This window comes from Pseudomonas sp. GW822-FHT02G04, from assembly GCF_058802085.1.
Window position 1 is genome coordinate 32,468 of sequence record NZ_JBXANU010000013.1, and the last position, 22,933, is coordinate 55,400.

Sequence of the window (22,933 nt, forward strand, 5' to 3'; positions counted from 1 at the left end):
ATGCCACTTACCCTCGACACCCCACGTGCTTACGAGACGGGGGATATCAACGATTTGCCCGTCGCCGGCGGCGCTCAAATCTTCGAAGGCTCAGCGGTCGGCATTGTTGCCGCCAGCGGCCTGGCTCGACCGCTCGCCGCAGGTGATCTGTTTGTCGGCTTTGCCGATCGCGGCGCTGACAACCGCATCGGTGACGCCGGTGCGATCCGCGTTCGTACCCGTGAGCACGGCAAGGTTCAGCTCGCTGTCGCTGCGCTGGCGATCACGGACATCGGCAAGGCTGTCTACGCCAGTGACAGCGGCACCTTCGTGCTGACCGCGGCTGGCAATAGCCGCGTCGGCCATGTGCACCGCTTCGTCAGTGGCGGCGTTGGCATCGTCAAGTTCGCTGCACAGGCCATTCCAGTCGCTCCGTAACATCCCGCGCAACTCCATTTTTTTTATTCATCCTTCTTCGGGAGAATCACCCATGGGTGCTGAAGTACTGTCCAGTCGTGCCGTGATCGGTACGTTTTACGAGCTGCTCGAACAAAATGTCGGCAATACCTGGATCGATGCCGTGTCCAACCTGTTCGACTCCGACCAGGCCAAAGAAACCTATCCATGGATCGGAATGGTGCCAACCCTGCGCGAATGGATCGGCGGGCGTCATGCCAAGGGTTTCAACAGTGCTGAGCTCGAAATCGAAAATCTGCACTTTGAAGCGACGATCGAAGTCCTGGTCAAAGAACTGCGCCGCGACAAAACCGGTCAACTGCGCATTCGTCTGGGCGAGCTGGCCGACCGTACCAACGCACACTGGGCCCGCCTGTTGTCGGTGCTGCTGCTCAACGGCGAGAGCCAGGTCTGCTACGACGGGCAGTACTACTTCGACACCGACCACCAGGAAGGCCAAAGCGGTGTCCAGTCCAACAAGATCACCACGACCATTGCCAGCCTGCCGGCCAAGGTGCACGGCACACCGACTGCCCCAAGCGTCGAAGAGTTCCAGCAGGCCGTAGCCAAGTCGGTCACCCAGTTGACCAGCCTCAAAGACGATCAGGGCGAGCCGATCAACGAACTGGCTCGCGAATTTTTGGTGATGGTGCCGTTCAACTTGCTGAGCGTTGCCCAAGCGGCGTTGAGCGTTCCCCGCGGTACCAGCATCAGCGAAATCGTCATGCCGGACAATGTCGTGGTGCGCGTGGTGGGCAACGTCCGCCTCAATGCCTGGCAGGACCAGTTCGTCACCCTGCGTACTGACGGTCGCCTGAAAGCGTTCATTCGTCAGCAGGAAACCGATGTGGTGATGAAGGCCAAGGCCGAGGGCTCGGAATACGAGTTCGACAACGATGCCCACCAGTACGGTGTCGACACCTGGCGCAACGTTGGCTTCGGTCGCTGGCAATACGCCGTCCTGAACAAACTGGTGTAAGCCAGCCGGCCTACACGTCATCGAGGACATCGATATGCCGAAGTATCACGTTGATCAGCCCATTACGCTGTACAGCGGTGAGTTGATCTTGACCGCTGCCCAGGCCGCTGCGCGTGCGCACAGCTTGGAACCAGTCCAGGGCAAGAAGGGGCGTTACATCATTCTGGATGCCGTTCAGTTCAAGGCGGGGGAGGTGATCGTAATCCCTGGCGAACCGGACAAGGCGTTGGCGCAACGCGTGAGTAAGGTCGAGAAAGCAGCTGGGGGCAGTGATGGCGAATAAGTCCTACACGGTTGTGTCCGGAGCGTTTCGCGGTCCGGGTAACAAGGTAACCGAGCCCGGTAGCCAGATTGAATTGCCGGCTGACGTTGCCGAATGTTTTCGCCATCAATTGGTGGAGGTGAAGGTGGAGACCGTCGCCCAGCCAGGTCAGGAAAGCGGCCCTCGCAAAGGCGCCCAGGCCAAGGAGGGCAGCAGTGCTTAATGAGGATCTCGCGGGCTTCTTGGAAGATTTCGACGTGGGAGGGGTGATTGATGGTCAATCCTTTCTGGCGGCCCGGGATATGCCCGACGAGATCGTTGGAATGGGTGGGCTGAACAGCCAATCCACCAGCTACGAGATCCTGGTTATCACTGCCGAGGCCGAACGACTTGGCATCGACAATCCCAAGTTGATCACCGTCGGTGGCGTCACTTTCAGGGTGCGCGATCGCCGCATGGTTGATGACGGCGCTTTCAGTCTGGCCTCTCTCACCAAGGTTTAAATCCCATGCCTTCAATTCAAGAACGCATCGTCGAAAAGGCGAGGGCGCTGATTTCGGCTGCCGGTACGTTGGCAGAGGATCGTGTGTTTCGCAGCCGTACTGAAGCGCTGACGCGAGGCATGACCCCGGCCATCGTGCTGCGTCCTGATCTGGAAACCACCGAGCGCGAAAGCGCCTCTGTGGACCGCAACCAGTTTGAACTGTCAGTTGAAATTCTGGCGCGGGAGAACACCACCACCGGTGAGGCCTGGGACCAGGTTGCCGATCTGGTCAAGGTCGCGGTCCATGCCGTCCTGCTGGCAGAAGATGCGTTTGTTGAGGCGGATCGGATTCAACGCTTCTACATCGATTGGATCGAGGAAGACGGGGACAACACCGCCGGTAACTGCATGGTGCGTTACCGCTTTACCTACCTGTGCAATACCGGCGACTTGACGTCCGGCCCTACCTTTTACTGAGGAACACATTATGCAAATTGCATTCGGCAGCGGGTTGTTTTATGCCACCCCGCTGATGGACGCCTATGGCAACTCGCTGGCCGCACCGACCCCCATCCTGCTCGGCATCATGCAGGAAGCCTCGGTAGATCTGTCCTATGACTCCAAGGAGCTGTTCGGTAGCGAGCAGTTTGCGGTCGACGCCGCTCGTGGTCAGGGCAAACTGTCCGGAAAGGCAAAAGCGGCGCAGATCAGCCTTGCGCAGTGGAATGCTCTGGTTTTCGGCCAGAACCTGCAGTCAGGTCAGGTGCTGGTGCATCACGCGACCACACCGACGCCAATTCCCGTAGGGGGCAAAATCATTGTCAATCCCCCCGCAGGTGGTTTGTTGGCCGGTGACCTGGGTGTTCGCGGTGGTGGCGCGGTGGCTTTTGAACGCGTCTTGACTGCGCCAGTGACAGGCCAGTACACCTATGACGCCACGACAGGTGAGTATGGCTTTGCGGTGGCGGACGCCGATACACCGGTGTTTATCGATTATCGCTACTCGGTGGCCACCGGCAAAAGTCTGTCCGTGCGCAACCTGCCGATGGGCGATATGCCGGTATTTCAGGGCGAGCTGTACCTGAAGTACAAGGGCAAATCGATTTATGTCCGGGTACCGAACTTCGTCAGCAACAAGCTGAGCTTCGGCACCAAGCAGGACGACTACACCATTCCTGACTTTGAATTCACTGGCTACGCCGATGAGTTTGGCGAGGTCGTGTATTGGAGTGCCAGCGAATGACGGTCGTGAATATACCGGGTGTCGAGTTCGCGTTTCCCGGGAAGGTTTTGGTCATTCCGCCGCTGGCTCTGGGTGATCTAGAGCAACTGCTGGACCGCATCAACTCGGTGATGGCGGGCAACATGGACAAGGACAGCATCGCGACCATGATCGATGCGACGCACGCGGCATTGCGTCGTAACTATCCTGATATCGAGCGCGGCGAGGTTGCCGGGCTGTTGGACCTGAGAAACATGCGTGATGCCCTCGATGCGGTGATGAACGCCTCGGGTATGGAAGTTCAGGATGCGGCACCGGGGGAAGTGCTGGCCCCTTCGACTGGGGCCAGCTCTACGCTCACCTGATCGCCAGTACCGGCCAAAGCCCGGTCACGCTGCGACGTGATTGGGACATGGTCATGGTCGGGCACATGACCGACTACTGGCATCACCATCCGCCTGTGCATGTGCTGGTTGCCGGGTATCTGGGATACAAGCCAACGCAGTCGGAGGGGGCGGCACCGGATCTGGCGGCCAACATGGCAGCACTGGCAGCAGATATGCGCGACGAACTGCCGCCGCATTTGCGGGGCGCGCTGGATGCGTTTGTCGTGCCAGCCGATCCGCTTCAGTGATCGTTAACACCATCAACAGAACTCCGCTTCGGCGGAGTTTCCATTTCTTGCACAGTGAGTGTCCGGCATGGATAGAAATATCGCGTACCAGTTCACTGCCGGCACCCAGGGTTTTGACCGCGCAGTCGAAAGCATCGAGCGCAACATGCGTGACGCCCGAACAACGCTCAGCCGAGAGCTGCGGGCCATCAACACTGACATGGTGGGGAGTCAGGCCCAGATCGGTAAGTTTGGTCCGGCGGTGAATGATGCCTTTGCGGGTGTCGCCACTGTTATGCGCTCTGGGCTGGGTGGTGTAGCCGCGGGCATTTTGGGTGTGTTTGGGGTCGGAGCGTTCAAGCTGGGCCAGTTGGTCAGTGACAGCAAGGATGCGGCGATCCAGCAGCAGGCCGCCTATCGCGGTTTGGAAGCGGTGGCCAATCATGCTGGCGTCGGTATCGGGCGGGCCATGGATGAGGCCAACAAGCTGGCTTCCGATGGTTTGATCAGCGTCGGGGATGCTGCCAAGGCGCTGCAGAATTTGCTAAGTCGCGGTTACAGCGTCGACCAGGCGGTGTCGGTCATCAGCCGATTGAAAGACGCCGCGGCGTTCAACCGACAAGCCAGCCTCAGCATGTCCGAAGCGGTGGTGACTGCGACCGAGGGCTTGAAGAACGAAAACTCGGTTCTGGTCGACAACGCCGGGGTAACCAAAAACGTTGCGAAGATGTGGGAGGAGTACGCCAAGAGCATTGGGACGACGCGGGACAAGTTGAGCGACTCGCAGAAAATTCAGGCTGAATATAATGGGATCATGAAGGAGACCGAGGCTCAGGTCGGCAATGCGAAGAAGGCGGCCGATGGGCTGACGGGGAGCCAGGCTGAGCTTGACTCGAAGAGCAATGAACTCAAGGTCACCATTGGCACAATCCTCGAACCCGTTTTTATCAGCTTGAACAAGCATCTGGCTGAAACCGCCAGTTGGTTCAATGGAATTCTCAAAGGCATGACGGGGGTAGGGCTGACCGTCGAAGAAGTGTCGGCGAATGTCGCTCGCTATGAGGCGATGCTGGCAAGCGTTGGCAATAAAGGATCGCGGGGTGGGGGTGGCAAGGCTCAGTTGGAGGGCTCGCTACAGGAAGAGCGCCTGTTGCTGGAAAGCATGCAGCTCACCTCTACGAAAATCGATCAGGTAGACGCCGGCATGCGGTCGCGCATGGCGCGGATTGAGGCGCAACGTCTCAAGGTCGCGGAAATGGCTGCGACCGGCGATACCGCGTTGACCAAGGCTCCCCAGCAAGGGCGCGTCGCTCCAACAGCCTATGGCATTGAAATAGCGCGCCTCACCAAGCTTGAACAGGCATACGCGGCTGCCGTCGAGCATCGCAAAAACCTGGTCCAAACCACCACGCCGCCACCGGCGAAAATGGACACTCCGACCGCGCCGACTGGACCTGCAAAATCCCGGATAAGCCAGTGGTCTGAAGCGCTGGATGCGCAGAAGGTCGCACACGCGCAGATGCAGTCGGAGCAGGGGACCTTTCTTAAGTTCTCCCAACAGGAGGAAATGAACTACTGGCAGGGCATCCTTAAGCGTACTGACCTCAGTGCCTCCGAAAGACTCGCCGTGCAACGCAACTATTTGGGTGCCTTGAACGGGATTCGGCGTCAGGACGAAGGGAAAGCGTTTGCAGATCTGCAGGCCCAGGCCCAGCAGTACCGAAACAACATGGACGCTCGGCTGCAAATTGCTCAGCAGACGCTGGATCGCAGTCGGCTGCTCTATGGCCAAGACTCTCAGGAGTACCAGCGGGCGGCTTCTGAGGTGGTTGCTATCGAGCGGGAGAAACAGCAGCAGATTGCCAACATGAAACAGCAGCAAGTTGCTGCCGATCAACAAGCCCGGCTGACGGACATTACCCATGCAGAGCAGATGGCGCAGTTGGATCAGCAGGCCAACCTGATCACCCAGGGGCAACTGCTGCAGGCGCAAGCCGAGTTCGAGCAGCAGCGTTATGCCATTGAAGCGGCTGCTTTGCAGCAGCGCAAAGCCTTGCTCGATCAAGACCCCGACCGCAACCCGGTCGCCCTGCAGCAGGTCCAGCAGCAGATTCAAGCCTTGGAACAAACCCATCGCAACAGCATGGCTGTCATCGGCCGTCAGCAAACGATGGAGTCCCAGAGTAACTGGACCGGCATGGTCGATAGTTTACGCGGGAGCTGGTCCGGCGCGATGAATGGAATCTTGAGCGGCACCATGAACACCCGCGGGCTGATGAATGGGCTTTTCAGCAGCATCGGTGGCGCGTTCATCGAGAACATGGTTTCCAAGCCACTGATGGCCTGGGTTTTCGGTGAGACGGCGAAAACAGGTGCGACGGTTGCCGGCGTTGGCGTACGAACCGCGGCTGAGGCGGGCGGGGCGGCGATGTCCGTTGCGATCTGGGGCGCGGCCACCATCAAGAACATAATCGCCAGCGCCTGGCAGGCCATGGCCGGCGCCTTTGCGGCCATGTCGGCGATTCCTATCATCGGTCCCGTGCTGGGGGTCGCTGCCGCTGCGGCGGCCGGCGCCTTCGTGTTTGGCTTGGTGAAAAACGTGGCGTCGGCCGAAGGCGGCTATGACATCCCTGCAGGCACCAACCCGATGACTCAACTCCATGAACAGGAAATGGTTCTGCCCAAGCAGTACGCCAACGTCATCCGCCAGGCAGCAAACGGCGACGGGCAGTTGGGCGGTGGTGGCACCTATCACTACAACGATCACAGTGGCCGGCTCACCCCTGCGGACATCCGGCGCAATGCCCGGGTGTTTGCCGAGGAAATGCAGAAGCTGCGACGCAATGGTGCCATCAAAGCTTAGGGGGAATTATGCCATTAGGACCAATCTGGCCGCCGCGCTGGATTTCCGTTCTACCGGATATGGGCGAGATGGCGGATGACGTATTGCCGCGTTTTCCGGGTCAGACATTGTTGGCGAAAAAAGCGCCTGAGTGGAGCACGGGCATGCAGAAATCGGTGAGTGGTCGCCGGCGGACAACCGCGTATTACACGGCGCCACTGTGGTCATTCCAGATCAGCTACAACGCTGTACGCAAACGCCCCGGGCTTGATGAGTGGTCGCGGCTGGTGGACTTCTTCAACAGCCGCAAAGGTCAGTTCGGTGAATTTCTGTACTTCGATCGAACCGATCATCTGGTTACTGATCACTCATTCGGTACCGGTGATGGAGCCACGCACACCTTCCAGTTGACTCGTGCAGTCGGTGGTTGGGTGGAGCCGGTGTATGGCGTCGTGAACATCGATTCGGTTCGGGTTGCGGGTTTATCGATTTACGACCAGGCCTACACCGTTGATGAACTGGGGCGGATCACGTTCGCCGTCGCTCCTGCACCGGGTGCGGATCTGGTCTGGGCCGGCGCGTTCTTTTTTCGCTGTGCCTTTGATGCTGATTCGCTCGATCAAGCTCAACCATTCCAGACCATCTGGGAAATGAAGAACGTCGCCTTTACGAGTATCAAACCATGATCGATGCCAGCCCAGAGTTGAAGCACTTCCTGGCCACGGCCCGCAGCTTCGTCATGGCCGACCTGTACACGATCGCCTTGGCCAGCGGCCAGGTGCTGCGCTACACCGATGCCGGTTTGCAGATTTACCACGCTGGACAGAACTACTCGGCCAGCGGCCCGCTGATCAAACGTACCGGCGTTCGTGCGGTGCGCGGCATCGAGGTGGATACCCTGAACGTCACTTTTACCGCCGGTTTGAACGACACGGTGCTGGGGGAGTCGGTGCTGCCGTTCATTGCCGGTGGTGGATTTGATGGTGCGACGTTGAATCTGGCCCGGGCCTTCATGGCGGACTGGGGCCAGCCGGTGATCGGTACCGTGACGCGTTTCATTGGCCGGGTAGCGGAGGTCGATCCCGCCGATCGCGAGCAAGCGACCATCACCGTCAAGTCGCCAATGGAATTGCTGGACACCAAAGTCCCTCGGGGCGTGTATCAGCCGTCGTGTTTGCGCACGGTGTACAGCGCCGATTGCGGGGTTAATAGGGTGTTGTTCCAGACGGCGGGTACCGTCCAGGCCGGCAGCAATACCGCCTTGCGGATCAACTCCAACGTGGCGGCGGATCAGGGCTGGTTCGACCAGGGTGTGATCCGCTTCGTCAACGGGGCGAACGCCGGTGTAGCGCGCACGGTGCGCCGGCAGACCGGAGACGGCGCGGTCACGATGATCTTGGGGTTGCCGGCCGTGCCTGAGCCGGGCGATCAATTCCTGATTTATCCGGGCTGCCCGCGCACGCTGGATGCCTGCACCAACAAGTTCGGCAACCGCGCGCGTTATCGCGGCATGCCCTTCATCCCAGTCGCGGAGACGTCCATATGAGCGAGTTCGAAGCTCAGCAACGGGCGGCAGTGGTGACCGAGGCGGAACGCTGGCTGCGCACACCGTACCAGCACCGTCAGCATTTGATGGGTGTCGGTGTTGACTGTGCCTGGCTGCTGATCGAGGTCTATCACGCGGTTGGGCTGATGCCCTTGATCGACCCCGGACCCTACGCTCAAGACTGGCACCTGCATCGTAGCGAGGAACGTTATCTGGACTGGCTCGACCGGTACGGTCACCCAGTGGAAACGCCGCAACGCGGAGACGTCGCGGTGTGGCGGTTCGGCCGCACGTACAGTCACGGCGCGGTGGTGATCGATGAACACCAGGTCATCCATGCCTACCGCGATATCGGCGTGGAATACGCAGATATGCGCGAGGAACGACTGGCCAATCAGCTGGTGCGTTATTACACACTCAACCTATATGGAGTCAGCGATGGGGGGCAGCAGCACCACGATCTCTACTAGTGCCACGCGCATCAATGCGCTGCAGGTCCAGAGCAGCGCGAGCGGTAAACCGATCGCCTGGCTCGCCGGCCGCAATCGCATCAGTCCCAACCTGATTTATTACAGCGACTTCGAAGCCGTCGCGCACACCACCAAGAAAAAGTCGGGCGGCAAAGGCGGCGGCGGGGCGACGCAAAAAGACACCACCTACACCTACTATGCGGCGCTGATTCTCGCGATCGGTCGCGGACCGATGGGGGCGATTCACCGCATTTTTCGCGACAAGGAAGTGTTCGCCGAAGCAGTCATCGACGGGGTGACCCAGTCCGCCTTGGCGCAGGCCGGATTCAGCTTTGCGCAAGGTGCCCGGGATCAACTGGTTTGGGGCTTTCTTCAAACTAATCATCCCGCCGAGGCCATCGCCTACGCGGACACCGCTTATGTGTATTCCAGCCGGTACCTGCTCAACGACAGCGCTGGGGTGCAGAATCACACATTCGAAGTCGATGGTCCCTATCAGGTGCCGGGGCTGCCAGACGCCAATCCCGGCGACTTCTTGCCAGGGCTATTGCTCGATCCTCTGGACGGTATCGGCTTCAACCCGGCATGGATTGCCGACCTGAGCAATTATCGTAATTACTGCTTGGCTGAAAACCTGTTGTTGAGTCCGGTGCTCGATGAGCAGTCTCTGGCCAGTGAAGCGATCGCCCGCTGGCTGCAGCTGACCAACAGCGAGCTGGTCTGGTCGGCGGGTCAGCTCAAGGTCATTCCATATGGTGATCAAGCCGTCACCGGCAACGGCGTGTCCTGGTTCCCGGATCTCGCGCCGGTAGCCAATCTAACTGATGACGATTTTCTGGCCGAGGAGGGGGAGCCTCCGGTTTCGCTCAAGATCAAGAGTCAGGCGGACAGCTACAACGAAGTCTCGCTGGAGATTCTCGATCGCGCTCACGAGTACAACACCGATGTGGTGCGTGGCACTGATCAGGCGGCCATCGAGCAGTTCGGCTCGCGGCCCATGCAGACGATTAAGGCCTATGAGATTTGTGATGTGGCGATCGGCGCGCATGCCGCGCAGTTGCTGGTTCAGCGCAAGCTCTACGTGCGCAATGAATATCAGTTTTCCCTGGGTTGGCAGCATGTGCTGCTGGAGCCGATGGACCTGGTCACCATCACAGAGCCGGGCTTGAAGCTACATCAGCGCTTGGTCCGTTTAATCTCGGTCGAGGAGGACGAAGAGGGCAAATTGGCCGTGGTGGCCGAGGATGCATTGCTGGGTGTCGGCAGTGCGCCGAATTACCCGGTGCAAAGCAAGAGCGGTTTTCAGAGCAATCAGAACGTCGCACCTGGTCCGGCCTTGGCGCCGATCATGTTCAATCCACCGGAAAGCTTGTTGCTTGCTGGTCAGTTGCAAGTGTGGGGTGCCGTGGCCGGTGCGAGCCCCAACTGGGGTGGCTGCGAGATCTGGATCAGCGCCGACGGTGACAGCTATCGGATGGCTGAAACCATCTATGGTCGGGCACGTATGGGCTCGCTTTCGGCCACGTTGGCCGCCGGCGGCGATCCGGATATGGTCAATGTCTTGTCCGTGCAGTTAGCGGCCACCGACGAACTGACGGCCGCGACCACCGCCGAGGCGGACAGCGGTGCCACCCTGTGCTGGGTCGACGGGGAACTGCTCAGTTACCGCGATGCGACGCTGACCGGCGTGGGCGCCTATCAGTTGGGCTACCTGCGACGTGGACGACTCAGCTCGCCGGTAGCTAGCCATCCACCTGGGGCACCGTTTGTGCGGCTGGATGATGCCGTCTGGAAATACAGCTACTCCCAGGATCAGATCGGCAGAACCGTGTGGGTCAAGTTTCGCTCGTTTAACGTGTATGGCCGGGCGCTGGAAGATTTGGCGAGCGTCGCGGCGTACAGCGTCACCTTGTCGCCGGCACGCGTGGTACCCGAATCGGCGCAGAACTTGGCACTGGTCGGCTCATTCGAGGCGCCGTACTTCACCGTCAGTTGGACGGCGGGGGCTCGCGCCGAAGATCGGCTGGTGCGGATCCGCAACGCCGGAAGCAATGCGCTGCTGCGTCAGGTGTCAACCACCAGCACGGCCTTCACCTACCAGCGTGACGACGCGTTGGTCGATGGTGCGCTGATTCGCAGTTACCGCGTCGAGATCATCGAGCGCAATGCTGCCGGCAGTGCGCCACTGGCCGCGGTGTTGGTGACCAACACCGCGCCAGCCCCCGTAACCGGGACAGCGGCCACCGCGAGCGGCACCACGGCTGACGTGAGCTGCGATGTAAGCAGCGCAGCAGACGCTGCTGGTTACACGTTTGTGTACTCAACAGACGCTGATTTCGATCCGACCATTGCCGGATCTATCGGCTATCAGGGCAGCTCCCGTGTTGGGCAAATCACCGGCTTGACCGCCGGTACCACGTACTACCTCCGCGCCGCGGCTTACGACACCTGGAGCAGTGTGCGCAGTCAGCTCAACTTCGCTCCGGCGATCATCTTCAACACTTAACAGAGACTCAACATGCAGCCCATTCAATTCTTTGCCGCAAGGGCCGAGGACGGTGCCCTGGTGCCTGGTGCAACGGTCGATGTGTTCGTTACCGGTACCCAGACGCGGGCCGCATTGTTTGCCGATTCCATGGGCAATGTACCGCTCATAAACCCAATACTGGCGGACAAGAACGCGCGCGTCTTTTTCTACAGCGCGATTACCCGGGTTGATATCCAGATCCATCGGGGGGCTTACGTCGGCCCTCTAATGCGGGATGTGGTGATTACCGATCCAGATGATGTCTTGGCACTGACCAATGGGTTGTATCGCACCGTCGCCCAAGGACTGGCGGCGACGGTCAGCGGGAAGACTTTTCAGGTCATCTCGCCCGAGGATGAGGCGGCGTATGCCATTTACGAGAATGTCGGTGGGGCCGCTGTTGATACTGGAAAGCGGATTCCTACACGGTATTTGCTCGACAGAGTCGAGAGTGCTTCGAGGCAATATGCTGAAGCGGCTCAAGCCTATGCCGGGCGTAACTTTGGACCTTTCACTACTGATCCGACTGCCAACCCTCTGGGGCAACCGTTGGTGGCTGGCGACCGATACCTCAACACTGCTTGGGGACTTGAGCGTGTGTATAACGGCATCGCCTGGTATACGCCCAATGCGGATGGGCAGCAGATTCAGGCGTTTTTGGCAGACCCCAGCGACCCGAATAAAGCTGGGGGGATGGTCGGCTATTCGCCTCCAGGGTTCCCCGCAATCATCACGAATATCCGTGAGCTGTTCGATAACCAGCGGCAGATGGGTGTCCCCATCACGGACAAGTTGTTCGGCGCCGGCGGCGGAAAGACCGCGGCACAGAACGACATCGCCATTCAGGCAGCGCTGGATGCCGCCGGTGAGGCCAATGGCGGTGTAATTCAAATTCCAGGAGATAAGTTCAACTGGAACGGGGGACGCCTGAGTCAAGAGGGCATTGAACTTACCGGTCCTGGTTGGCTCATGAATGGACAGCTGTGGATTGGGGATTTGGGCACAACCAAGAAGGTATTGGATTTCAAGATCAGTACCAATTTCGGTTTTGACAGTTTGGCCGAAGGTAACATCCCTATCAAACTACTGTACGCGGTGAAGGGACAGATTTTTCGAAGCCGCTTTAAGAACTGTGACAAGGCAATCTACACTGCCCCAGCCGGCACATGGCAGCAGGTAGCCCGAGTCACCACGATGCTTTGTGAGTTCGACACTGTCAATTATGGGGTCTACCTGGACCGTAATGTCGGCTACTTGAATTATGAAACCGCGGATATGCGGTTTCTGTACAACACCTATCTGAACTGCCAGAAGACTCACATCTATGGACGTGCCGTCGACGGCATCATGATCGTCGGTGAGAAATGTTTTTTCCCTGGCTTCAGCCAGCATCACCCCACCAAAGGTCGGAACATCGACCTTCAGCACGTCAACTGGGTGCAAATTTCCATCTGTGACTTGTTTGAAGCGGGGTTGGAGGCAATCAAGATTGGTAACTTCCAGAACCTGAAAATCGGGCCCAACAACATTGCCTGGTGCGGGCAGCGACTCATGAGCAGCGCCATTCTGCTCTACAACGGTGACCGTACCGGAGCGACGTGGGTCGGTGATGCAGAGCAGCACGGTGACGTATATTGCATCTCCAGTGTCGATGCACAAAACATCATGTTCCCCACCAAACATGGCATCGAGATCGATCAGTACAGCGGTCACATTCAAGTGGCTATGTCGCAGATTCGAAACCCGGGTAACGCGAGCTTTTATTACGGCTCGGAAAATCTCAACTCGATCAACCACTATGCGGTCGACTCCAGCGGTCCCGATTGTCGTATTGATGCTCAGCTCTCTGACCGAGTGTCCCGTGTCAGCGGTGCGCGTTCGGTCCAGATGCGCCAGTTCTTAGGTAATGAAAACCAGACATCAGGTGTCGTTAACACGGTGACGGCGACAACGTCGGTCATCAACGTAGACGGAGTTGATCAGGTCAACCTGAGCTTCCCTTCGGCTGGCACGATCACTGACTTCGTGGGCTTCTTCATGTGGGATATGAAAAAAATCACCGTTACGTCGTTCAACACCAACGCAACGATCCAGAACAGTTCGCTTATCCATACCACCAGTGGGTCCAACCTCGTGCTGGCGGCGCAGAAGCCGGTTCAGTTTGAGCGAATTGCCAATGCCTGGTATCAGGTCTGAGGAGGGCAGCATGGAAATTTATCACTACCACCCTGTGCTCTTCACTCCGGTTCGAAGTGAAGATATTTCAGACGATGCCGGAGATGACATCCCAGGCGATTCGACAGCGGTCGCCTGGCCGGAATACGGGGCACTGGACGTCCCGGTTTTCAGTCCGCTGACTAATACTTGGGTCGTGCTACCCGACTATCGAAAGGCCACTCTTTACTCCACCCAAACCGGTGCGCTTGTCGAAGTGGGTGATTTTGATATTGGTCGCACTTTGGAAGACATGAGCGCGACAACATTGCCCCGGCCAACTGAATGGCATCACTGGCAGGGCGGTGCTTGGGTAGGCGATGAGCAACAGCGCATTAGCGATGCGACCACCAACGTCCGGGCAATGCGTGATGAGCAGCTTCGCTTGGCGCTGGATGTGATCGATCGGCACCGTAACCAGAAAGAAATCAGCCGACCAACAACAATCACCGATGCCGAGTATGTGGCGATCCTGGGATACGTGGAGGATCTGCGCAATTTGCCTGAGCAGCCCGGCTTTCCGCTCGACGTTAGCTGGCCTGAAATCCCGGCGCCATTGGCGGCCTGCTCGCCTGCTGAGTAATGAGAGTCTATCTGAAGGAATACCTAGTGAAATATTACCTAGTGAAGTATTCGGACCACCTTCCCGAGGGCTTTGGAGGTGACACCCGGGGCCCGCTTATTAGGATCCACCCAAAATACAACTGCGATACCGGTTTACTCGAGCACGAAAAGACTCATGTACGGCAGTGGTACGCAGCGATGGTGGCGGGATTGCTGCTCGGCGCACTGTTGGTGCTACTCGTCTCGCCGTCCTTTTGGATTGTGTGCGGGGTTGCGCCGTTCCTTCATCAGCTGCTTTACAGACTTGTCCGGCCCTATCGGCGCTGGTGTGAGGTACGGGCCTACCGCGAGCAGATTGCAGTCGGTGGCTATATCAACAAGGAGTTTGCAGTAACCGCCTTGGTCGGGAAGTACGATCTGGAGCTGGAGACCGATGAAGCCATAGCGCTGCTAGCGGACGAAAAAAGATAGCGCTCGACTCATGCCGCATAGTCCTTCGCCACGAGTGAAATTTTCTATCACGAGGAAGTGGGCTGGCTTGTTATTACCTAACGTCGTAGCCGGAATTTTTGAAAACTCCACTTGCTGGAGAACAATCCCGAGTCGCCTCGAAGTACATACAGGGTTGCTCTGTGGATGGCAGTCGTTCGAGAGCATCCATAACCCCTGATTTTTTTATAGGCCCATACCCATCCCCGAGACTTTGTGTTTTCAACACGTGTCAATTTCACTTGGAAACCTCTGGTAATGGGGTTTCCGGGGATAATAGCAATCTGCCGCAGTTAGGAATGCGTCAAATAATAACCATTCATGTATCATGGTTATTACAAAAGCCGGCGATTGGCCGTCAGGATAAAAGCCGTACCGATTGCTCCCGCAGCATGTGCTGCAGATCTTCCCGAACGCCCGCCCAGTCGCGGGCTTTTTTACGCCTGGAGAAAACCATGACTGTCACCGATAGAGACCGAGATATCCTTGCCCGCACACTCTGGGGCGAGGCCCGCGGGGAAGGGGTGGCCGGCCAGATTGCCGTCGGCTGGACGATCCGCAACCGCGTGAACGATGGCAAGGCCACGTCGTGGTGGGGCGAGGGTTATACCGGTGTGTGCCTGAAGAAGTATCAGTTCAGCTGCTGGAACAAGAACGACCCGAACTATGCCTACCTGAGCGGCGCCAAGCCGATCCCGTTCCGCGAGTTTGCTCAGGCACAAATCGCCGCAGACCAGGTGATGGCCGGCAAGGTACCAGATCCTACCGGCGGTGCTACCCACTACTACGCGACCACCATGCCCAAGCCACCAGCCTGGGTGAAAGGCGCCAAACAGACGCTGACGCTCGGGCGCCACATTTTCTATAAGGATGTGCCATGAACCCGGCTGCGCTGAAGCTAGCGCTGGTGAGCGTGGTGGCGCTGCTGCCGATCACCGCTGGTGGCGTGTGGAAGGTGCAGGACTGGCGTTACGGTAAGCAGTTGGCCGAACAGGCCGGCCTGCACAACGACGATCTGACCGCCATCAGCAACGCGGCCGCTGCTCAGGTCCGGACCGATCAAGACAAGCGCTTGGCTCTGGAGCAACGGTTGTCGATCAGCGAACAAACCCATTACAAGGAATTGAGCGATGCTCAAACCAATCAGGCTCGCTTGCGCGATCGCCTTGCCACTTCTGATTTGCGGCTGTCAGTCCTTCTCGACGCCACGGATCCAGACGGTGGCTGTTCAGTGTCAGCCGGTACCGACACCCGCTGCATGGTTCATGGAGAAACGCGCGTCCGACTTGACCCAGCGCATGCTCAACGAATTATCGGAATCACCGATGCCGGTGACCAAGGACTGATTGCGCTGGCGGCCTGTCAGGCGTATGCCAAAGAAGTATCAACCCCAAAGTAAAAAAGAGCGACCGGAGTGGGTGCGTCAACATCCAATCCGGCCGCCGTCCCCGCAGAATGTCCCTGCAAGTCCAGCCATGGCTCCCGCTTCGTGCACAAAGCGGAGCGAGCCTAACACCTGTTTATCCATACAGTAAAGGTCTTGCTCTTTATGTCCTCTCCCATCATCCCTTGGATGGGCGGCAAACGCCGCCTGGCCGATCGCCTCATTCCGCTTTTCCCACCCCACGAATGCTACGTTGAAGTCTTTGCCGGCGGAGCCGCGTTGTACTTCATGCGACCCCAGGCCGCGCCGGTTGAAGTCCTAAATGACATCAACGGAGACCTAGTGACGCTGTACCGCGTCGTGCAGAACCACCTAGAAGAATTCGTGCGCCAGTTCAAATGGGCGCTCAGTTCGCGCCAGGTGTTTGAGTGGCAGAAGATGACCCGCCCTGAAACCCTCACCGACATCCAGCGCGCCGCCCGATTCTTCTACCTCCAGCACCATGCCTTCGCTGGCAAGGTCACCGGGCAGACGTTCGGTACCGCCACTACCGGCCCGGCCATCAACCTGTTGCGGATCGAGGAAAATCTCTCGGCCGCCTGGCAGCGCCTGTCCGGCACTTACGTCGAAAACCTACCCTGGCTTGAATGCGCCGAGCGCTACGACCGTGCCCATACGTTCCACTACATGGACCCGCCTTACTGGCAGACCGCTGGCTATGGTGTGGACTTTCCATTCGAAAACTATGAGCGGATGGCCGATTTCATGCGCCGCTGCAAAGGCAGGGTAATGGTCAGCATCAATGATCATGCTGATATTCGGCAGGTTTTCAAAGGCTTTCACATGGAAACAGTGGATATACGGTACTGTAATACTAACCAGCGTCAAGGAAAGCTTGAAGTAAGCGGTGAACTGGTAATCATGAACTGGGCTCCTGCTGAACTGGGACTTCTGTTTTAAATGTACTGCACTACTTGGAGTTGACTGGTAAGGAGGCTTTCCCTAGAGCTGGACGCGTCGTTCCCATGCTTGGGGTGGCCAGGTCCGGCCACTCCCGAGCCAGTTCCTGCGGATCGTGAATGCCGACCTAGCGGCCTTAAAGGCAATAAAGGCATTAAGGGTTACGTTCTAGAAGTTTGTTTTGGGTGATGAATAATACTAAGCACTCCAAAAATTCTCTTACATTATCGAAAGAATGTAGATATCATCCAATAAGAAGCGGTAGAGGCGCTATTGCCATTTAGTGTTTTATCTATTGTAAGGCATTGTATGAAATTGTTTGTTCGTTTAGTAAAAGAATTTTGGCTTCCTGCGGTCGGTGCGTCGGCATGGACTATTTATAATGTAACTTCGGTTGCAGCTGGTTGGGATATAAAGGCACTAATTAATGTTTTTTTTCCGTCTTTTTTCTTAGTTAGTTGGGCAACTGGGCAGTTTTTCCGAGTTCAAAAGCAAGCTGCAGTGGAGAAAAATTTGACGGGCATCGATAATCGAGTCAATGACTTGGTAACGAAGCTGGAAAAGCACACTCAGGATTTCATCGGTCATGCAACAGGGGCGGACAGTGTTGTGTACTTTATACCTATGTCTTTTCCCCCAGAGACTCTTCAGCTAGGTCTTACGAATGATTCTGTCTATCCGGTGTTTGATATATTTACAGAAGTAATTGATCTTGATGAGCCAGTTGATCCTAAAAATGGCATTTTTAGGAGTAAGTGCTTGTACTCTCTTGATAGCTTGTATCCGAATAAAATTGTAAATGATGCATACACGTTTCATCTGGGTAATCGCTCTCGTCTATATATTAATGTTTTCATTTATACTAGGACGCAGCGTCTGTGGCAGCAAATCCGAGTAGTTAAAGTTCCTGAAGGGCTATGCGTCGCAGTCAGAACTGCGAGTGAGAAGGGGGTTATAGAGCAGAGCGTACCTGATAACTTTCCTGGCTTTGACCCGACAGATCCTGATGCGGTTTTTAATGTTGTGCCGGTGCACATTTAAAGCGCGGGTGAACTGCTATTGCAGCAGGCCTTGCAAGCGCTGGGCCGGAGGCGAAAAGTATGATGCCGGTGGAGGAGGTCAAACGTCTGCGCCTCAATTGGAGGGAGCGGCACTGATACGGGATGCAGGAAAATTGTTAGATGGAGCGAGAGAGTGGATACCAATTTTGATACCACTCAATGCTTTTTCTGGTGTTTTGATGCGACCCGATGCGGTTCAAGAGCCCACTTAGAGCTACCTCACGACGTCATTAAATATCGCTGTGAGGTCCTGGATTAAGCATTGAAACTATAGGCCCTTCAGCTCGAAATTCATCCATGTAGAGTAAGATGGAGTGACCAAGGTCTGAGATATAAGCGCGAACACCTTTCCCCACGATAATTATCATCGAACTGGCGCCCATTAAAGTAGGCATGATGAAGTCTTTGTGAGCGAACTTAATTGGTCTTTGCTCTAGTAAGATGGCAATGCCAGGGTAAGTGCTAATTCCACCTTGCTTCCAAGCATTTATTTCAGCTGGTGTGGCTGGTTTTGTACTCTCACCAAATAGTGTGGTAATTGCTTTTTCAGCCAAGATCACTTTTCTATTCGCCGCATCAACTTCATTTTTTAGGTGCCATATTTCACCTTTTGCGTTTGATAATTCCATGCTTTGTTCAGCCTGTGAGGTCTTGCTACCTCTCACCCATCCTAGAATAGAAGCATCATTTGTATGTTGGGAAATTGACGCCGAAACACGCATTACGAGGTCTTGAGGACTTTTCCAAAAGTTTACCATCTTGTCGCTTGAGATTTTATTTTTGAAGGCTTTAAGCTTGTCTCTGCTTTCCAGTAATAAGTCAACTTTTCCTACTGGGAATGAATCCGGGTCCTCATGGATGAATGTAAGAATTATTTTTCCCTGCGCGTGTGCGTAGTCAAATTCGGCTTCGGTAAAGCTAATTCCCTCAGGCGTTAGTGATCCATATCTACCGCCGATTACTAAAATATAAAAATCACTTGCATCAATGATGGGCTTAATAAAGTTGAGTTGTTCTTTTGGCGATGCGGGAAAATTTTCCATCCCTGCGGGGATAATTCCATGTTTCAGGAACATGGTAATCAACTGCTGTCTTTCGTTTTCTAGATCTACAAAGGTCGAGCTTATAAACGCTTGATATTTTTTTGTCATGAATTACCTTCCGCTCTCGATTGATATCCCTTGATTTCATGCTATCCGATTATTTGTCGGCGGTCGTGACGTAAACAGCTCTAAAACGTTTTCCAAGCCTGACCCGGAAGCGGACGTAGGTACGCTTAAGCATAGCAGTGGCAGTAATCGTTAGGGTTGCCGAAGGCGTTACGGGATGCAGGAAAATTGTCAGATGGAGCGAGAGAGGGGATACCAATTTTGATACCACTCAATGCTTTTTCTGGTCTTTTGATGCGACCCGATGCGGTTCCAGAGCCCGGTTTTGCTGCACTTAGAACTACCTCGCGACGTCGTTAAGATCGCATCGTGATGTTAGCTGAGTCCTCAGCTGTTTAGACGATCGTTTTGGGGTGATCTATGAGGCCATCAAGCATCCCGCGAAGCCGGTCAGCTTCGCGCTTGTGGCCTCTTGCCGATATGTCGAGATCGTACAATTGCTTACGAGCAACTGCCAATTCTCCGGCCCTTTCCCGAAGATTTCTCATAGCTTCGTCACGCTGCGCTGAGGCTTCGGTGTACATCTGCACCAGGCCGAAGATGTTTTCCCTGGCTGTTCGCAGCTGCTGGTTCAATTCTTGGACTTCGTTTTCCAGTATTCGCAAATAGTGAGTGCACGTTTCAAGCTCAGTTGGGCATCCCAGCCAGTCGGAGGTGTCTTCGATTTCGAGGGGGTCCACGGTTGGCGCCTTACGGTAACTGTTTTTATATACAGTAATCCACGCATCAAGGACGGTCGAGGTTGGCGCGACGAGCTGCAAAAAATCGGGAGCGGAGCAGTTCCGCAACCACAGAGGCGCCCCTTGTTCCGTGCGGGTTACAGAGCCTTAAAAATCAGTAGCTTGCGGAACGCTTATGATGCTAACCTATTGATATAGCTTGTTTTGTGGATGGATTGCAAATCCACCTACGCCGGTTCGATTCCGACTTCGGCCTCCACTTTAAACGAGCTCCGTAGATCCATGATCTACGGAGCTTTTTTATTTTCGCAGTCCTGCAAGATTTAGTCTTGAAAAGGGGATTTGCGAACTTGCTTCACCGGGGCGGGATGTATATATTTCCCCCTCTGTTGCACAAGCGTCAGAACTGCCAGATCGTTATTTGGACAGTCTTCAGACTGCTTACCGCGCTACCGCCCGAATGGCGAAACTGGTAGACGCATGGGACTTAAAATCCCCCGCTCGTAAGGGCGTGCCGGTTCGATTCCGGCTTCGGGCACCAATAGTATGATTTCAGATGTTCCCGTAAACACCTGAAACGTAGAGAAACCGGCCTTATAGCCGGTTTTTTTGTGTCTGAATATCCCCGTATGTTCCTGTACAGCCCCACGATTTAGGTATACGTTTAGGTATATATCGGTTCGATATCGAGGCGTATACCTATGGCGCGCACCGTAACTCCTCTGACAGACCCCAAATGTGAAGCCGCCAAGTCCCGCGAGAAGGATTACACCCTGTTCGACGGGCAGGGGCTTTTTTTGCTTGTAAAGGCTACCGGCACCAAGGTCTGGCGCTTCAAGTATAAAAAGCCAAACGGTAAGCCCGGTCTGGCTACGTTCGGCAACTACCCGGCTCTCACTCTGAAAGCCGCCCGCGCACGTCGAGCCGATGCACTCGAGTTGCTGGCGCATGGCCAAGACCCCATCGAGAGCGCTAAGCAAGCAAAGATCGAGGCGACCAATAAGGCGGGGAACACCTTTGAGGCGCTGGCCCTGGAATGGCACGCCAGCATGGCCGGCAAATGGTCGAAGGATCACGCGGTCAGGGTGCTGAAAGAGATTGAGGTCGATCTTTTCCCCATGCTGGGCAAACGCCCCGTATCCGATCTGAAAACCCGCGACCTGCTGGCCTGTCTGAAGACGGTAGAGAAGCGCGGCGCGCTTGATGTGGTTGGGCGACTGCGTCAGCGCATCGCCGGAATCATGCGAATCGCCGTTCAGCGCAATTTCATCGAATACAACCCGGCGCTTGATCTGGTGGGGGGGACTGCCACCCGCAAGACCAAACACCGCCCGGCCTTGCCCCTTGAGCGGTTGCCGGAGTTGTTGCAACGCTGCGAGGCTGACACCGGACGACCGCTTACCTGTCTTGCTGTAAGCCTCGCTTTACTGGTGTTCATTCGTTCTAGTGAGCTGCGTTTTGCTCGCTGGTCGGAGTTCGACTTTACCCGGAGCATGTGGACGATTCCCGGCGAACGGGCACCAATCGAGGGTGTCAAGAGGTCGCACCGAGGAGCCAAGATGGGGACTCCGCACCTTGTCCCGTTGTCACGCCAGACGCTTGAGGTGCTGGAACAGATACGCCAGCTGAGCGGTCGTTTTGAGCTGGTGCTGCCAGGAGATCACCACCACTGGCGGCCAATGTCAGAGAACACCGTAAACAAGTCACTGCGCCGCATGGGGTACGACACCAAGATAGAAATTTGCGGGCACGGTTTCCGCACTATGGCCTGTTCCGCGTTGGTCGAGTCCGGCCTGTGGTCGCGTGACGCGGTTGAACGGCAAATGAGCCACCAAGAGCGCAACGGCGTGCGCGCGGCCTACATCCACAAGGCTGAGCACTTGGAAGAGCGCCGACGGATGATGACGTGGTGGGCTGACTACCTGGACGCCAACCGGGAAAAGCACATTACGCCCTACGAGTTTGCGCAGCATAAGGTCAGTGTTGGTGAGCCCAGAGCTCTAGGGGCGGTGGGAGCATGATAAAACCTGACATGCTGCCGATCATTGAAGCGCACCTTACGCAATGGGATTGCGGGGAAAGTGAGTACATGCGGGACTTTCTGGCCGGGGTCATCCTTCGTGCTGAGATTGAACGAGCGCCAATTGATATTGACCTCGCATTTGAGATGCCTTGTCAGGAGCTGGCCGGGCGAGCCCTTGACTGCTTGGTAAAGACCACCGGCTACAGTCCTGACTGGTTCGAATCATTGAGCGATTGCCAACACATGAAGTTTTCCAGCTTCGGCTTTCATTTGCCCAAATATGTCTGCTCGCTGTTGGATGTCCGATCATCTTGTCTATTGGTGCTAGGCCATATCGAAGAAGCGCGGCAGTTTGATCCAGACAGCCATGCCGAGTGCGCTGTTGAGGAGGTTCGAGAGCTGATCAAACGGTTGGAGTCACTTGAAATGGCAGTAGCGGAGCGCCATTTTTTGCAAAAGGACCTGCACTCCACCGTTGAAGCTGAGCAGGCAGTCAGGTCTGAGATTGCCCAAAAGTACAGGCAGAAGATGGAGACGGCCCGCGCCGGACGAACCGCCCTTCACGATTGGGCGGCAGTCGCCAAGCTGGAAGCGGAGTTGTTGGCTACCGGCAAGTCGCGGCGCGAGTTCGCAAATATCATCGAGCGGCGTTTAAAAATCCCGCAATCAACCTATCGAGAGTGGCGGCGTAAACAAACGACGGGGTAATTATTTGGCCGTTGTTTCGATAACTATCTTGTGAGCGTCACCCATACGGAGGCGCTCAAATGCACCCTGCAACGACTCCCGCAAAAGCTCTAATCCGCCAGCCAGCGCTGTGTCGCTGGTTGGACCTATCCCGCTCGGGCTTGGACAAGCTCCGCAAGAAAGACCCGACCTTCCCGAAGCCGATCAAAGACGGCGACACCCGCCAGGCTGCTGCGTATTACGTCGTGGCTGAGGTGGAGGCATGGCTGCGCGCCAAGATCGAAGCGAGGGACGCAGCATGAAAATGGCCGCCTTTGCGAAG

General features: G+C 56.4%; 26 protein-coding genes and 1 tRNA gene. 25 read left to right on the forward strand and 2 right to left on the reverse strand.

The genetic code is table 11. From position 1 onward, the window contains the following. From AC1RO5_RS17330 to AC1RO5_RS17430, 21 genes are all read left to right on the forward strand, one after another. Positions 1-417, forward strand: coding sequence for a hypothetical protein (locus AC1RO5_RS17330; protein WP_493176486.1), 417 nt, complete (start codon positions 1-3; stop codon positions 415-417). A 52-nt stretch (positions 418-469) separates the two neighbouring features. After that, positions 470-1,414 carry a Mu-like prophage major head subunit gpT family protein gene (locus tag AC1RO5_RS17335; RefSeq protein WP_493176488.1) on the forward strand — a complete coding sequence of 315 codons (945 nt, stop codon included), beginning with the start codon at positions 470-472 and terminating at the stop codon, positions 1,412-1,414. A 34-nt stretch (positions 1,415-1,448) separates the two neighbouring features. Next, positions 1,449-1,697: a hypothetical protein gene (locus AC1RO5_RS17340; RefSeq protein ID WP_493176489.1), complete on the forward strand. Its 249-nt coding sequence runs from the start codon at positions 1,449-1,451 to the stop codon at positions 1,695-1,697. Then, on the forward strand, positions 1,687-1,899 hold the full coding sequence (locus AC1RO5_RS17345; RefSeq protein ID WP_493176491.1) for a hypothetical protein: 213 nt from the start codon (positions 1,687-1,689) through the stop codon (positions 1,897-1,899). Before AC1RO5_RS17340 ends, AC1RO5_RS17345 begins: the two co-directional genes overlap by 11 nt. Continuing rightward, positions 1,892-2,179: a hypothetical protein gene (locus AC1RO5_RS17350; RefSeq protein WP_493176493.1), complete on the forward strand. Its 288-nt coding sequence runs from the start codon at positions 1,892-1,894 to the stop codon at positions 2,177-2,179. Before AC1RO5_RS17345 ends, AC1RO5_RS17350 begins: the two co-directional genes overlap by 8 nt. A 5-nt stretch (positions 2,180-2,184) precedes the next feature. After that, on the forward strand, positions 2,185-2,637 hold the full coding sequence (locus AC1RO5_RS17355; protein WP_493176495.1) for a hypothetical protein: 453 nt from the start codon (positions 2,185-2,187) through the stop codon (positions 2,635-2,637). 10 nt (positions 2,638-2,647) lie between these two features. Further along, the gene (locus AC1RO5_RS17360) at positions 2,648-3,403 is read left to right on the forward strand and encodes a major tail protein (protein WP_493176497.1); all 756 of its coding nucleotides are present in this window, start codon (positions 2,648-2,650) and stop codon (positions 3,401-3,403) included. Further along, the gene (locus tag AC1RO5_RS17365) at positions 3,400-3,747 is read left to right on the forward strand and encodes a hypothetical protein (protein ID WP_493176498.1); all 348 of its coding nucleotides are present in this window, start codon (positions 3,400-3,402) and stop codon (positions 3,745-3,747) included. Before AC1RO5_RS17360 ends, AC1RO5_RS17365 begins: the two co-directional genes overlap by 4 nt. A 65-nt stretch (positions 3,748-3,812) precedes the next feature. Continuing rightward, a complete protein-coding gene (locus AC1RO5_RS17370) occupies positions 3,813-4,016 on the forward strand; it encodes a hypothetical protein (protein ID WP_493176500.1) in 204 nt (67 codons plus the stop codon). 58 nt (positions 4,017-4,074) lie between these two features. Then, the gene (locus AC1RO5_RS17375) at positions 4,075-6,858 is read left to right on the forward strand and encodes a hypothetical protein (RefSeq protein WP_493176502.1); all 2,784 of its coding nucleotides are present in this window, start codon (positions 4,075-4,077) and stop codon (positions 6,856-6,858) included. Between the two features lie 8 nt (positions 6,859-6,866). Next, entirely contained in the window at positions 6,867-7,523 is a 657-nt protein-coding gene (locus AC1RO5_RS17380) for a DUF2460 domain-containing protein (RefSeq protein ID WP_493176503.1), read from the forward strand. After that, positions 7,520-8,383, forward strand: a complete 864-nt coding sequence (locus AC1RO5_RS17385) for a phage/gene transfer agent baseplate hub protein (protein WP_493176505.1) — start codon at positions 7,520-7,522, stop codon at positions 8,381-8,383. The genes AC1RO5_RS17380 and AC1RO5_RS17385 overlap by 4 nt, the downstream gene beginning before the upstream one ends. Next, complete coding sequence (locus tag AC1RO5_RS17390) at positions 8,380-8,853, forward strand: NlpC/P60 family protein (RefSeq protein ID WP_493176507.1); 474 nt, start codon at positions 8,380-8,382, stop codon at positions 8,851-8,853. Before AC1RO5_RS17385 ends, AC1RO5_RS17390 begins: the two co-directional genes overlap by 4 nt. Next, positions 8,822-11,359 (forward strand): phage tail protein, encoded by a 2,538-nt coding sequence (locus AC1RO5_RS17395; protein ID WP_493176509.1) that lies wholly within the window; start codon positions 8,822-8,824, stop codon positions 11,357-11,359. Before AC1RO5_RS17390 ends, AC1RO5_RS17395 begins: the two co-directional genes overlap by 32 nt. 12 nt (positions 11,360-11,371) lie before the next feature. Continuing rightward, positions 11,372-13,576, forward strand: a complete 2,205-nt coding sequence (locus tag AC1RO5_RS17400; RefSeq protein ID WP_493176511.1) for a hypothetical protein — start codon at positions 11,372-11,374, stop codon at positions 13,574-13,576. Positions 13,577-13,586: 10 nt separating this feature from the next. Next, complete coding sequence (locus tag AC1RO5_RS17405; RefSeq protein ID WP_493176513.1) at positions 13,587-14,177, forward strand: phage tail assembly chaperone; 591 nt, start codon at positions 13,587-13,589, stop codon at positions 14,175-14,177. Between the two features lie 26 nt (positions 14,178-14,203). Continuing rightward, positions 14,204-14,629, forward strand: coding sequence for a hypothetical protein (locus tag AC1RO5_RS17410; RefSeq protein ID WP_493176515.1), 426 nt, complete (start codon positions 14,204-14,206; stop codon positions 14,627-14,629). Positions 14,630-15,102: 473 nt separating this feature from the next. After that, on the forward strand, positions 15,103-15,528 hold the full coding sequence (locus AC1RO5_RS17415) for a cell wall hydrolase (protein ID WP_493176516.1): 426 nt from the start codon (positions 15,103-15,105) through the stop codon (positions 15,526-15,528). Then, positions 15,525-16,046: a lysis system spanin subunit gene (locus tag AC1RO5_RS17420; protein ID WP_493176518.1), complete on the forward strand. Its 522-nt coding sequence runs from the start codon at positions 15,525-15,527 to the stop codon at positions 16,044-16,046. Before AC1RO5_RS17415 ends, AC1RO5_RS17420 begins: the two co-directional genes overlap by 4 nt. Positions 16,047-16,196: 150 nt before the next feature. Beyond that, a complete protein-coding gene (locus AC1RO5_RS17425; protein ID WP_493176520.1) occupies positions 16,197-16,991 on the forward strand; it encodes a DNA adenine methylase in 795 nt (264 codons plus the stop codon). A 309-nt stretch (positions 16,992-17,300) separates the two neighbouring features. Next, positions 17,301-18,032: a hypothetical protein gene (locus AC1RO5_RS17430; protein ID WP_493176522.1), complete on the forward strand. Its 732-nt coding sequence runs from the start codon at positions 17,301-17,303 to the stop codon at positions 18,030-18,032. A 250-nt stretch (positions 18,033-18,282) separates the two neighbouring features. Here AC1RO5_RS17430 and AC1RO5_RS17435 read toward each other — a convergent pair whose 3' ends face one another. Then, positions 18,283-19,203, reverse strand: coding sequence for a DUF4062 domain-containing protein (locus AC1RO5_RS17435; protein WP_493176523.1), 921 nt, complete (start codon positions 19,201-19,203; stop codon positions 18,283-18,285). Between the two features lie 353 nt (positions 19,204-19,556). Beyond that, the gene (locus tag AC1RO5_RS17440) at positions 19,557-19,901 is read right to left on the reverse strand and encodes a hypothetical protein (RefSeq protein ID WP_493176525.1); all 345 of its coding nucleotides are present in this window, start codon (positions 19,899-19,901) and stop codon (positions 19,557-19,559) included. A 454-nt stretch (positions 19,902-20,355) separates the two neighbouring features. Here AC1RO5_RS17440 and AC1RO5_RS17445 point away from each other — a divergent pair. The 4 genes from AC1RO5_RS17445 (at position 20,356) to AC1RO5_RS17460 (ending at position 22,913) form a co-directional block, all read left to right on the forward strand. Beyond that, positions 20,356-20,442, forward strand: a tRNA-Leu gene (locus AC1RO5_RS17445). A 160-nt stretch (positions 20,443-20,602) separates the two neighbouring features. Continuing rightward, complete coding sequence (locus tag AC1RO5_RS17450) at positions 20,603-21,922, forward strand: tyrosine-type recombinase/integrase (protein WP_493176527.1); 1,320 nt, start codon at positions 20,603-20,605, stop codon at positions 21,920-21,922. Beyond that, positions 21,919-22,632, forward strand: a complete 714-nt coding sequence (locus tag AC1RO5_RS17455) for a hypothetical protein (RefSeq protein WP_493176529.1) — start codon at positions 21,919-21,921, stop codon at positions 22,630-22,632. The genes AC1RO5_RS17450 and AC1RO5_RS17455 overlap by 4 nt, the downstream gene beginning before the upstream one ends. Positions 22,633-22,691: 59 nt before the next feature. Next, positions 22,692-22,913, forward strand: coding sequence for a helix-turn-helix transcriptional regulator (locus AC1RO5_RS17460; RefSeq protein WP_218538919.1), 222 nt, complete (start codon positions 22,692-22,694; stop codon positions 22,911-22,913). Positions 22,914-22,933 lie beyond the last annotated feature (20 nt).

Bases quoted from the DNA above. Each gene is read 5' to 3' on its own strand.
- AC1RO5_RS17330 (WP_493176486.1), top strand. From the start codon at position 1: ATGCCACTTACCCTCGACACCCCACGTGCTTACGAGACGGGGGATATC.
- AC1RO5_RS17335 (WP_493176488.1), top strand. From the start codon at position 470: ATGGGTGCTGAAGTACTGTCCAGTCGTGCCGTGATCGGTACGTTTTAC.
- AC1RO5_RS17340 (WP_493176489.1), top strand. From the start codon at position 1,449: ATGCCGAAGTATCACGTTGATCAGCCCATTACGCTGTACAGCGGTGAG.
- AC1RO5_RS17345 (WP_493176491.1), top strand. From the start codon at position 1,687: ATGGCGAATAAGTCCTACACGGTTGTGTCCGGAGCGTTTCGCGGTCCG.
- AC1RO5_RS17355 (WP_493176495.1), top strand. From the start codon at position 2,185: ATGCCTTCAATTCAAGAACGCATCGTCGAAAAGGCGAGGGCGCTGATT.
- AC1RO5_RS17360 (WP_493176497.1), top strand. From the start codon at position 2,648: ATGCAAATTGCATTCGGCAGCGGGTTGTTTTATGCCACCCCGCTGATG.
- AC1RO5_RS17365 (WP_493176498.1), top strand. From the start codon at position 3,400: ATGACGGTCGTGAATATACCGGGTGTCGAGTTCGCGTTTCCCGGGAAG.
- AC1RO5_RS17370 (WP_493176500.1), top strand. From the start codon at position 3,813: ATGACCGACTACTGGCATCACCATCCGCCTGTGCATGTGCTGGTTGCC.
- AC1RO5_RS17380 (WP_493176503.1), top strand. From the start codon at position 6,867: ATGCCATTAGGACCAATCTGGCCGCCGCGCTGGATTTCCGTTCTACCG.
- AC1RO5_RS17385 (WP_493176505.1), top strand. From the start codon at position 7,520: ATGATCGATGCCAGCCCAGAGTTGAAGCACTTCCTGGCCACGGCCCGC.
- AC1RO5_RS17390 (WP_493176507.1), top strand. From the start codon at position 8,380: ATGAGCGAGTTCGAAGCTCAGCAACGGGCGGCAGTGGTGACCGAGGCG.
- AC1RO5_RS17395 (WP_493176509.1), top strand. From the start codon at position 8,822: ATGGGGGGCAGCAGCACCACGATCTCTACTAGTGCCACGCGCATCAAT.
- AC1RO5_RS17400 (WP_493176511.1), top strand. From the start codon at position 11,372: ATGCAGCCCATTCAATTCTTTGCCGCAAGGGCCGAGGACGGTGCCCTG.
- AC1RO5_RS17405 (WP_493176513.1), top strand. From the start codon at position 13,587: ATGGAAATTTATCACTACCACCCTGTGCTCTTCACTCCGGTTCGAAGT.
- AC1RO5_RS17415 (WP_493176516.1), top strand. From the start codon at position 15,103: ATGACTGTCACCGATAGAGACCGAGATATCCTTGCCCGCACACTCTGG.
- AC1RO5_RS17420 (WP_493176518.1), top strand. From the start codon at position 15,525: ATGAACCCGGCTGCGCTGAAGCTAGCGCTGGTGAGCGTGGTGGCGCTG.
- AC1RO5_RS17425 (WP_493176520.1), top strand. From the start codon at position 16,197: ATGTCCTCTCCCATCATCCCTTGGATGGGCGGCAAACGCCGCCTGGCC.
- AC1RO5_RS17430 (WP_493176522.1), top strand. From the start codon at position 17,301: ATGAAATTGTTTGTTCGTTTAGTAAAAGAATTTTGGCTTCCTGCGGTC.
- AC1RO5_RS17435 (WP_493176523.1), bottom strand. From the start codon at position 19,203: ATGACAAAAAAATATCAAGCGTTTATAAGCTCGACCTTTGTAGATCTA.
- AC1RO5_RS17450 (WP_493176527.1), top strand. From the start codon at position 20,603: ATGGCGCGCACCGTAACTCCTCTGACAGACCCCAAATGTGAAGCCGCC.
- AC1RO5_RS17455 (WP_493176529.1), top strand. From the start codon at position 21,919: ATGATAAAACCTGACATGCTGCCGATCATTGAAGCGCACCTTACGCAA.
- AC1RO5_RS17460 (WP_218538919.1), top strand. From the start codon at position 22,692: ATGCACCCTGCAACGACTCCCGCAAAAGCTCTAATCCGCCAGCCAGCG.